General features: G+C 66.0%; 11 protein-coding genes. 4 read left to right on the top strand and 7 right to left on the bottom strand.

The genetic code is table 11. The features are described 5' to 3' along the window. Positions 1-3 precede the first annotated feature (3 nt). The 3 genes from E1261_RS40850 to E1261_RS46170 form a co-directional block, all read right to left on the bottom strand. Positions 4-426 (bottom strand): MarR family winged helix-turn-helix transcriptional regulator, encoded by a 423-nt coding sequence (locus E1261_RS40850; protein WP_238176762.1) that lies wholly within the window; start codon positions 424-426, stop codon positions 4-6. A 65-nt stretch (positions 427-491) separates the two neighbouring features. Beyond that, positions 492-932 carry a hypothetical protein gene (locus E1261_RS40845; protein ID WP_132415128.1) on the bottom strand — a complete coding sequence of 147 codons (441 nt, stop codon included), beginning with the start codon at positions 930-932 and terminating at the stop codon, positions 492-494. A 428-nt stretch (positions 933-1360) separates the two neighbouring features. After that, complete coding sequence (locus E1261_RS46170; RefSeq protein ID WP_202875430.1) at positions 1361-1639, bottom strand: hypothetical protein; 279 nt, start codon at positions 1637-1639, stop codon at positions 1361-1363. Here E1261_RS46170 and E1261_RS40840 point away from each other — a divergent pair. Continuing rightward, positions 1638-2441, top strand: coding sequence for a Fic family protein (locus tag E1261_RS40840; RefSeq protein WP_202875429.1), 804 nt, complete (start codon positions 1638-1640; stop codon positions 2439-2441). The two genes, E1261_RS46170 and E1261_RS40840, sit on opposite strands and share 2 nt — an antisense overlap. Before the next feature lie 89 nt (positions 2442-2530). Here E1261_RS40840 and acs read toward each other — a convergent pair whose 3' ends face one another. The 3 genes from acs to E1261_RS40825 all read right to left on the bottom strand — a co-directional run bounded on the left by acs (position 2531) and on the right by E1261_RS40825 (position 5684). Next, positions 2531-4510: an acetate--CoA ligase gene (gene acs, locus E1261_RS40835; protein WP_476703276.1), complete on the bottom strand. Its 1980-nt coding sequence runs from the start codon at positions 4508-4510 to the stop codon at positions 2531-2533. Positions 4511-4684: 174 nt separating this feature from the next. Next, entirely contained in the window at positions 4685-5305 is a 621-nt protein-coding gene (locus E1261_RS40830) for a hypothetical protein (protein ID WP_132415127.1), read from the bottom strand. Positions 5306-5330: 25 nt separating this feature from the next. Further along, a complete protein-coding gene (locus E1261_RS40825) occupies positions 5331-5684 on the bottom strand; it encodes a winged helix-turn-helix transcriptional regulator (RefSeq protein WP_132415126.1) in 354 nt (117 codons plus the stop codon). Between the two features lie 51 nt (positions 5685-5735). Between E1261_RS40825 and E1261_RS40820 the strand changes: the two genes are divergently transcribed. Continuing rightward, positions 5736-6350 (top strand): NAD(P)-dependent oxidoreductase, encoded by a 615-nt coding sequence (locus tag E1261_RS40820; RefSeq protein WP_132415125.1) that lies wholly within the window; start codon positions 5736-5738, stop codon positions 6348-6350. A gap of 45 nt (positions 6351-6395) precedes the next feature. Next, positions 6396-7058 (top strand): sugar isomerase domain-containing protein, encoded by a 663-nt coding sequence (locus tag E1261_RS40815; RefSeq protein WP_132415124.1) that lies wholly within the window; start codon positions 6396-6398, stop codon positions 7056-7058. 80 nt (positions 7059-7138) lie between these two features. Here the strand turns inward: E1261_RS40815 and E1261_RS47215 are convergent, their stop codons facing one another. Continuing rightward, positions 7139-7897 carry an NUDIX domain-containing protein gene (locus E1261_RS47215; protein ID WP_132415129.1) on the bottom strand — a complete coding sequence of 253 codons (759 nt, stop codon included), beginning with the start codon at positions 7895-7897 and terminating at the stop codon, positions 7139-7141. 300 nt (positions 7898-8197) lie between these two features. On the opposite strand from E1261_RS47215, the gene E1261_RS40805 reads away from it, so the two are divergent. Then, the gene (locus tag E1261_RS40805; protein WP_165952815.1) at positions 8198-8449 is read left to right on the top strand and encodes an Imm1 family immunity protein; all 252 of its coding nucleotides are present in this window, start codon (positions 8198-8200) and stop codon (positions 8447-8449) included. The last annotated feature ends 387 nt before the right edge of the window (positions 8450-8836 follow it).

The following is an 8836-nucleotide window of genomic DNA, read 5'->3' as shown; positions in this document are numbered from 1 at the left end:
GGGTTAGAGGTCGCGGGCTATGCGGTCTAGGAGGTCGCCGGCTTGGAGGACTTGGGTGCGTTCTTCGGGGGTGAGGCGGTGCAGGAGTTTGTCGAGTTCCTCGGCGGCTTGGCGGCCGGAGTCGGCGACGGTGGTGGCGCCGGCTTCGGTGAGGACGACGGCGGTGGCGCGGCCGTCGACGGGGTCGGGTTCGCGGCGGACCAGGCCGGCTTCTTCCAGGGCCGCGACCGTGGTGGTGGCGGTGGGCTGGGAGCAGGGCACGCGGGCGGCGATCTCGCCGATCCGGATCGGCTGCTCGTCGGCGATCAGCATCAGGGCGAGGAACTGGGTCGGGTGCAGGACAGCACTTCGGCTCCGGCGCAGGTACCGGACGATCCGGTGCATGCTCACCAGCAGTTGCAGGGTCCCCTGCTCCAACGCGATCACCTCCGACGAGAGAAGCTAGATCCTGGCATACGGAACGGCGTTCTCCTACGGCCCAGTGGTGAACGTCATAGGTGGTTTGCGAGCACCCCGAGCGCGAAGGCCAACCCAGCCAGTCCGAGCATGGTGGTGGCGAGAACGATCAACCGGCGATGCAGGGCGGGAACCTCGCCGGCGGTGGCGAAAACCCGGGCCGGCCAGTGCTTCCAGGAGACGTACCAGAAGATGACCGTTGCCATCAGCAACAACAGTCCCTTGACCGCATGGATCCACCAGTCACCCGCATCGAGCAGTAGCAACCCAAGCCCGCTCAGCGCGATCGCGGCGATCAGCCCGACCACCTTCCACCGGTTGCCGGAGGCAATCACCGTGGTGAGCGCCTCCCGGCCGGCCGCGTCCGGACCGAAGTACCGCTTGAGCTTGGGTTGGATGACGAACAACGAGTACGCCATCCCACCGACCCAGGCCGCGGCCAGCCCGGCATGGATGATCGCGAGGACCGCGGTCATCGCGGCGGCGCCCCGAACGCGATCCGCTGATCCCCGCGCGCCGTGAACGGCAACACCCGCTCCTGGTTCGTCTGCTCGATCCGCTTCGCTTCCAGCACACCCAGACGATAACCACCCCCAGGTGCATCCGATCGCCACCGGCCCTCACGTCATGACGAGCAACGAACGGGCCAGTACGACGATTCACGACGTACCCAGATCTGCAACTAACCAACTTCTTATGATCGGATATTAAGTTATCCGATCATAGTCGCCAGGGTTAGTATCGGATATTCGGTTATCCAATGCTAGGCTGCTGCGATGCCATCGGATCGCTCGGCAGCGCACACCATGAAATGGCCCGAGGTCACAGAGGAGAAGCATCCATGGACCTCCCGCATCCCCGACGATCTGGTTTCCCGCTCGGTGCGCGAGCGTCACGCAGGGCCCTACCGATCTGCGGTCACACCGGCGATCGCCCACATCGAGATCGAGCTACCGAGCCGGACACTCGCGCTCGCCGATGAGGCTTCCACCGAGATCGTCAGATTCGACGCCGAACTGGGGACCGATGTGGCGCCCTTCGCAGCCATCCTGCTGCGGTCCGAATCCGCATCCTCCTCGCGGATAGAAAATCTCACCTCAAGCGCGCGAGCGATCGCGTTGGCTGAGCTGGGGAACGACAACCGGCAGAACGCAGCCGAGATCGTCTCGAACGTCCATGCCATGAAGGCCGCCATCGAGCTTTCCGACCGCATCGACGAGAGTGCGATCCTCGCGATGCACTCCGCCCTGCTGATCGACCACCAGCCCGAGATCGTCGGACGCTGGCGGGACCAGCAAGGGTGGATCGGCGGCAATGACTACGGCCCGCACCAAGCTGCCTTTGTGCCGCCCCACCAGGACCGGGTCCCTGCAGCAATGGCGGATCTGATCGAGTTCGCTCAACGGGATGACATCCCTGTTCTGGTGCACGCGGCGCTCATCCACGCCCAGTTCGAGACGGTCCACCCCTTTCCTGATGGCAACGGACGGACCGGAAGGGCCCTCATCCACGCGATCCTGCGACGCCGGGGCTTGACTCGAAACGTCACGATTCCGGTCTCGGCCGGCCTGCTTACCGATACCAATGGGTACTTCGATGCGCTCACCGCCTACCGCAGTGGTGAACCAGAGGTCATCGTCACCCTGATGGCCGAGGCAACCTTCACCGCGATCACGAACGGCCGGCTCCTCGTGCGAGATCTCAAGGGCGCACGCGAGCGCTGGTCCGAGAAGATCGAGGCTCGCCGGGATGCCGTGATCTGGAGGATCATGGATCTGTTGCTCCGGCAACCGGTCGTGGACACCGCCCTCGTTGAGCGCGAACTGGACGTCACCCCGGCGAACGCCGGTCGCGCCCTACTGCAACTGACGTCGGCAGGCGTGACCAAAGAGTTCAGCGACAAGAAGCGCAACAGGATGTGGCAGGCACCGGAGGTTCTGTCGGCCCTGGACGAATTCGCCGCTCGGGCCGGCCGTCGGGGCTGAGCTCACTCGTAGAGGCGGGTACTCCGCACCCCGAAAAGCTTGTCCTGTACGCCGAAATGCGGCGTACAGGACAAACTTGCTTCGACTACTCAGTCCTCGTCGGACTTGCCGGACTCGAGGTTGGTCTTGATCAGGTCCATCACCGAGGAGTCGGCGAGGGTGGTGACGTCGCCGACCTCGCGATTCTCGGCGACGTCGCGGAGCAGGCGGCGCATGATCTTGCCGGAGCGGGTCTTCGGGAGCTCGGCCACGACCATGATCTGGCGGGGCTTGGCGATCGGGCCGATCTCCTTGGCGACGTGGTTGCGGAGCTCCTGGACGACGTCGGGGCCGCCGTCGCCGGCCTCGGAGCGGAGGATCACGAAGGCGGCGATGGCCTGGCCGGTGGTCGGGTCGGAGGCGCCGACGACGGCGGCTTCGGCGACCTTCGGGTGCGAGACCAGCGCGGACTCGATCTCGGTCGTGGACAGGCGGTGGCCGGACACGTTCATCACGTCGTCGACGCGGCCGAGCAGCCAGATGTCGCCGTCCTCGTCCTTCTTGGCGCCGTCACCGGCGAAGTACACGCCCGGCCAGCGCGACCAGTAGGTGTCCTTGAAGCGCTCGTCGTCGCCCCAGAGCGTGCGCAGCATGGCGGGCCACGGCTTGTCGATGATCAGGTAACCGCCGGATCCGTTCGGCACCGGCTTGCCGGCGTCGTCGACGACGTCCACGCTGACACCCGGGATCGCCTTCATCGCCGCACCCGGCTTACCGGCGGTCACACCGGGCAGCGGGGAGATCATGTGCATACCGGTCTCGGTCTGCCACCAGGTGTCCACGACCGGCGCGTTGCTGCCGCCGATGTTCTCCCGGTACCAGATGTAGGCCTCGGGGTTGATCGGCTCACCGACCGACCCGATCACGCGCAGGGTGGACAGGTCGAACTTCGCCGGGATCTCCTTGCCCCACTTCATGAACGTGCGGATCGCGGTCGGAGCGCAGTACAGGATCGAAACCTTGTACTTCTGCACGATCTCCCACCAGCGCCCCTGGTGCGGGGTGTCCGGGGTGCCTTCGTACAGCACGGACGTGGTCGCGTTCGCGAGAGCGCCGTACACGATGTAGCTGTGGCCGGTGACCCAGCCGATGTCGGCCGCGGTCCAGTAGACGTCGGTGTCCGGCTTGAGGTCGAAGACACCCCACTGCGTGTACGACGTTCCGACCAGGTACCCGCCTGTTGTGTGCAGGATGCCCTTCGGCTTGCCGGTGCTGCCGGACGTGTACATCACGTACAGCGGGTGCTCGGCGTCGAACGCCTCCGGGGTGTGCTCGGTCGACTGCTTGCCGACGAAGTCCTCCCACCACAGGTCGCGGCCGTCGACCATGGCAGTCTCCTGGCCGGTGCGGTTCACCACGAGCACGTTGCGCACATCGGGGCAGTCGACCAGCGCGGCGTCCACCGCGGGCTTCAGCGCCGCCGGGGCGCCGCGGCGGTAGCCGCCGTCGGAGGTGATCACGACGCGCGCGTCGCAGTCGAGGATCCGATCCTTCAGCGCTTCGGAGGAGAAGCCGCCGAAGATGACCGTGTGCGGGGCGCCGATCCGGGCGCAGGCGAGCATCGCGACCACAGTCTCGGGGATCATCGGCATGTAGATGGCGACGATGTTGCCGGGCTGGACGTTCAGCTCGAGCAGGGCGTTGGCCGCCTTGCTGACCTCGTCCTTGAGCTGGGCGTAGGTGATCTCGCGGGTGTCACCGGGTTCACCCTCGAAGTAGTACGCGACCTTGTCGCCGAGACCGTTCTCCACGTGCCGGTCGACGCAGTTGTACGCCGCGTTCAGCTTGCCGTCGGCGTACCACTTCGCGAACGGCGGGTTGCTCCAGTCCAGCGTCTCGGTCGGCTCGACGGCCCAGGTGATCCGCTTGGCCTGCTCCGCCCAGAACCCCTCGAAGTCGGCCTCGGCACGCTCGTACGCATCCGCCTTCAGGTTCGCGTTCGCCGCGAGCTCGGCCGGCGGCTCGAACCGACGCTCCTCGTGCATCAGGTTCGACAGGGCTTCACCCTGGGGTGATTCTGCATTCGTCACGTCGACGACTCCTCATCGCTGGCTTCGGCGCGCTGGAGCGCCCGCCCCCTTTCTACCAACGCAAAGCCGTGCGCGGAACCTTGGTATCGCCGAGCAGTCCTCCTCCTGCGCCGAACAGAACCCCTGCCGGGCCAGGCGGTCAGAAGGCCAGTACGGCGGGTGGTCTGCGACTGTTCAGCGCGAAAGCAGCGCGTGATCGGCCGCTTTCGCCACGGCGAGGATGGTCGTGCGCCGTTTCGAAGCGTCCATATCGGTTTCGCCCCGCTGGCGAGCGCAGCAGTCCTGGCCGCTAAGGCTCAGGGTGATCAGCGCGTTCGACCGGCGGAATTTCACCTTGGTGCTCTCCCTGCCGTCGTCGTACTTCTGCGTCGCGATGAAGGCGGCCTCGCCGATCCCGGGCACCTCCTGCACCGCGTAACCCGACTTGCGATCGGCGTCGAGTTGGCCGCCGTACTGGATGGTGACGGCCGGGGCTCCGCCCGACTCGGCGGTGGTGATCTCCGCACGGATCGTCAGTTGCCGCTTGACCGGACCCTTCTGGTACGACGACCAGAAGTGGTCCCTCGGCTGTTTGTACGTCCACTGGCAGTACTTGTACGTGACGAGGAAGTTCCAGGTCTTCTCCTCGGCCGGCCCCAGCTTCGGCCCGACATCCATGATCCGGCGTGCGGTCTCGCGGGGCAGCAGCTCGCAGGAGTTCAGGTCCTTGGCGTACTTGGCCTCCGGCTCGGGCTGGCAGGCAGCGAGCAGGGCAACGGCACTGAGCGCTACAGCGAGCCTGGTCAGGGGCGGCATGCGCGCAGGCTAGGCGTGCCGGGGGTCAGCCTTCGCGGGCGTCCAGGAGCTCGTCCCAGTGGTCGCCGGCCCAGTCGCAGAGCACGTAGACCTGCTGCAGGAGACCGCGGCCGAGATCCGTGAGTTCGTAGGTGACACGTCGTACCGGGGTGGTTTCTTCGGTACGACGAACGAACCCGTCCCGCTCGAGCGCCCGCAGCGACTGGGTCAGCACCTTCGGGGTAACGCGAGCCAGCGGAACGCGGAGCTCGGAGAAACGACGCGGGCCGTCTTCCAGGCACTTGATTACCAGGGCAGACCACTTGTCCGGGCCGATCCGGAACGGGAGCAGGGTCGACGGGCAGATCTCGTCGAACATGTCCGCGCGCAACGCCTCCATGCCTTTGAGAGTATCCAATGGGTAACCAGGGCGTTTTCTACAGTCGCCGGCATGAGCAGAATCATGGTGATCGGCGCCCGCGGGCGCGCAGGCAAGGCAGCCGTCGACGAGGCGGTACGGCGGGGCCACGAGGTGACTGCGGTTGCGCGTTCTGGCGGCGATGGTCTGGTTGCCGGTGACGTGACGGACGTGGACCGGATCGCCGAGTTGGCGGCGGGGCAGGATGCGGTGATCGCCGCGGTGTACGACGGCGGGTCGGATCCGGCCGTGTTCTTCCCTCAAGCCGCTCGTGCGCTGGTCGACGGGTTGGCGAAGGCGGGTGTCGAGCGGCTGGTGTGGGTCGGGTTGTCGTCGATCCTGCCGGCTGCGGACGGCACGCTGCTGATGGACACTGCTGGGTATCCGAATGAGTACCGGCCGTTCTTCCTGGCCCACCAAGTGGCTTTGGAGGTCCTCCAGGCCTCGGCACTCGACTGGGTTTCGGTCGCACCGACCGGCGACTTCAACCACGCTGAGCCGACCCGAACGGGCAGCTATCGGGGCGCGCCGGCGTCTGCGAGCGAGCTCATCTCGTACGCCGACCTCGCGATCGCGCTCGTGGACGAGGTCGACCGCCCGCAGCACCACCGCGCGGCCATCGGGGTCACCTCGGAGCAAGTGGTCTAGTTCGAATGCTCGCCCGGGGCCCCGGATCGGCGATAGTTTGCGCGCATGAGCGGGGCTTCGGAATACATGCAGCAGGCACTGGCGATCGCCCAGCGCGCGGCCGAGACCCAGACCGGAGCGATCCAGGTCGCCGCCAAATTGGTCGTCGAGGCGATGACCAGCGGCCACCGGTTCTGGGTCTTCGGAACCGGCCACAGCCACCTGATCGCCGAGGAACTCTACGGCCGCGCCGGCGGACTGGCCGACGTACGGGCGATCCTCGAACCAGGCCTGATGCTGCACGAGGGCCTGGCCAAGAGTTCACTGCTCGAACGGCTCCCCGGACTGGCCGACGTACTGCTGCAAACCCACGACATCGAGGCCGGCGACGTCGTCCTGATCGCCTCGAACTCCGGACGGAACGCCGTACCCGTCGAGTTCGCCCTGGGCGTCCGGGCCCGCGGCGCCCACGTCATCGCCCTCACCTCGATGGCCCACACCACCGCGGTCACCTCCCGAGCCCCCACCGGCCAACGCCTCTTCGAAACCGCCGACGTAGTCATCGACAACTGCGGCACCCCCGGCGACGCGGTCGTGGCGGTCGACACCACCCCCGAACGAACCGGCGCCACCTCCACCATGATCGGCGCCATGCTCGCCCAGGCTCTAACCGTAGAAATCGTCAGCCGCCTCGAAAACCCCAACGTGCTCCGCAGCCTGAACGCATAATCTTCCCCCGCACGCTCCCGCAGTCGCTCCTTCGTCGCGCCCGCTCCGCGCGCACCCGCCCGCCCTCAGCTCCCAGCGGGCTACCGCCCGACCTTGCTCGCTATCGCTCGCGTCCGACCCAATTGGGCCAGCGTGCACCCGATAACGGCTGTGGCGACCGGGGAGCGCCAGCCCGCGTGATCCGCATGCGCCCTTCGTCGCGCTCGCTCACGGATGACGCTAAGGACATGTAGTAGTCCGCCGACGGAACGCCGTCCACGCCTGCGAGCAGCACTCAAGTTGCCTGGGCGGCAACTACTACCGGTCCTTACCGACGCGCAGACACCCAGAACGAGTCTTCGGCGAGTCGATAGAGTCCCCGCGTGACGAGATCTCCCTGGCATCTGGTGCGCGAGTTCCACGAAGCGTTCGACTTGGAGCGTCCCGACCGGCCTACCCCACCGACCAGCGAACTGAGCTTCCGATGCGTCAAGGACTATGCGATCGGCCTGCTCGGAGCTCATCACTCCACCATCAAAGATGAACATGACGCCGTCGAACCAAGGGTCTCTTGCCGGAATCCAGTCGACGACCAGTGCATCCCGGATTTCCAGATCGAGGCCGATCTCTTCCAGTACCTCACGACGGCATGCCTCAAGGGGAGATTCGTCGAACTCCGCGACGCCACCAGGAATCTCCAGCGTCGGCTTGTAAACCGCCTCGAGAAACAGGATCCGGCCACCCTCATCTCGGATGAGCGCGCCGCCTGCGATGGTCTTGCGCGGAAGCCGTCCGGCGATACCAGGATTGAATTCCTTCTCTGGCTCCCCGTCAGCGGCCAGGTCTTCCTCGCGAATCACATGCGTCACTGATTTGAGCTTTCTGGATTGAGGCCACTCTGTTCAAAGAAGTCACGAACGACAGGAGTAGCAGAGAACGGCCGGAGCTTGGAAGCCAATCGGTTGATGTGCTCGTGAGCACGTCGTGAATCAATGTTGTCTCTCAGCATCACAACTTCGTGACCATACCGGCAGGCGAGCTCCAGCTCCCCCTCACGCGCGGCCGCCATGCCGAGCTGGGTAGCAGCGTAAATACGGCGTCGCGGACGGTCAACGGAGGCATCCCGTACGTCCCCCATCAACCGTCTGGCCTCCTTTGTGTTGCCCAGGTCGTTCCAACAGGTTCCGACGTGGCTGGAGAACTTCGACGAAGACGGCGTCTGGTATGTGCCGGGTAGCACCGCCAACGGTGAGGTCAGCTACGTCATCTTCGGCAACTCCGCGCCTTGGCCGACCGATTCAGAGATTCCGCTCGTCCAGGTCAAAGCTGCGGTCAATCACTTCCGTGAGCACGCAGGAGAACGCTGGGTCGGAGCTGAGTGGAAGCCCTGGCCTGAAGAGGTGCCGCTCTAGTCGTAGGGCGGTGTCCACACTTTAGTGCCGGTATCGGCACTTTAGTGCCGATTACAGTAAGTGATCGGACGAGTGTCGCTGCCGCTTCCCGCAGTTGCCGATCACCACGGTGCGACTGCGGCAACGCCAGCCCGGAGCCGTCGAACGCGGGCGGCAGCCCGCCGCTCCCGGGCGGTAGCCCGGGAGATGCTGGGGGTGGGCGGGAGCGCGCGTAGTCGGCGCGACGTAGGAGTGACGGCGTAGCACGCTGGGGGTGAGAAACCCTAGGTGGCTCGGTAGGCGACGGTTATGTCGTAGCGGTCGGAGCGGTAGGTGCTGCGGCCGAATTCGATGACTTCGCCGGAGGCTGTGCGGGGGGCTGAGGTGATGATGAGGCAGGGGGTGGTG

The organism is Kribbella albertanoniae, from assembly GCF_004348455.1.
In the GTDB taxonomy this organism is placed as follows: Bacteria; Actinomycetota; Actinomycetes; order Propionibacteriales; family Kribbellaceae; genus Kribbella; species Kribbella albertanoniae.
This window is presented reverse-complemented; position numbering and strand designations above follow the sequence as displayed.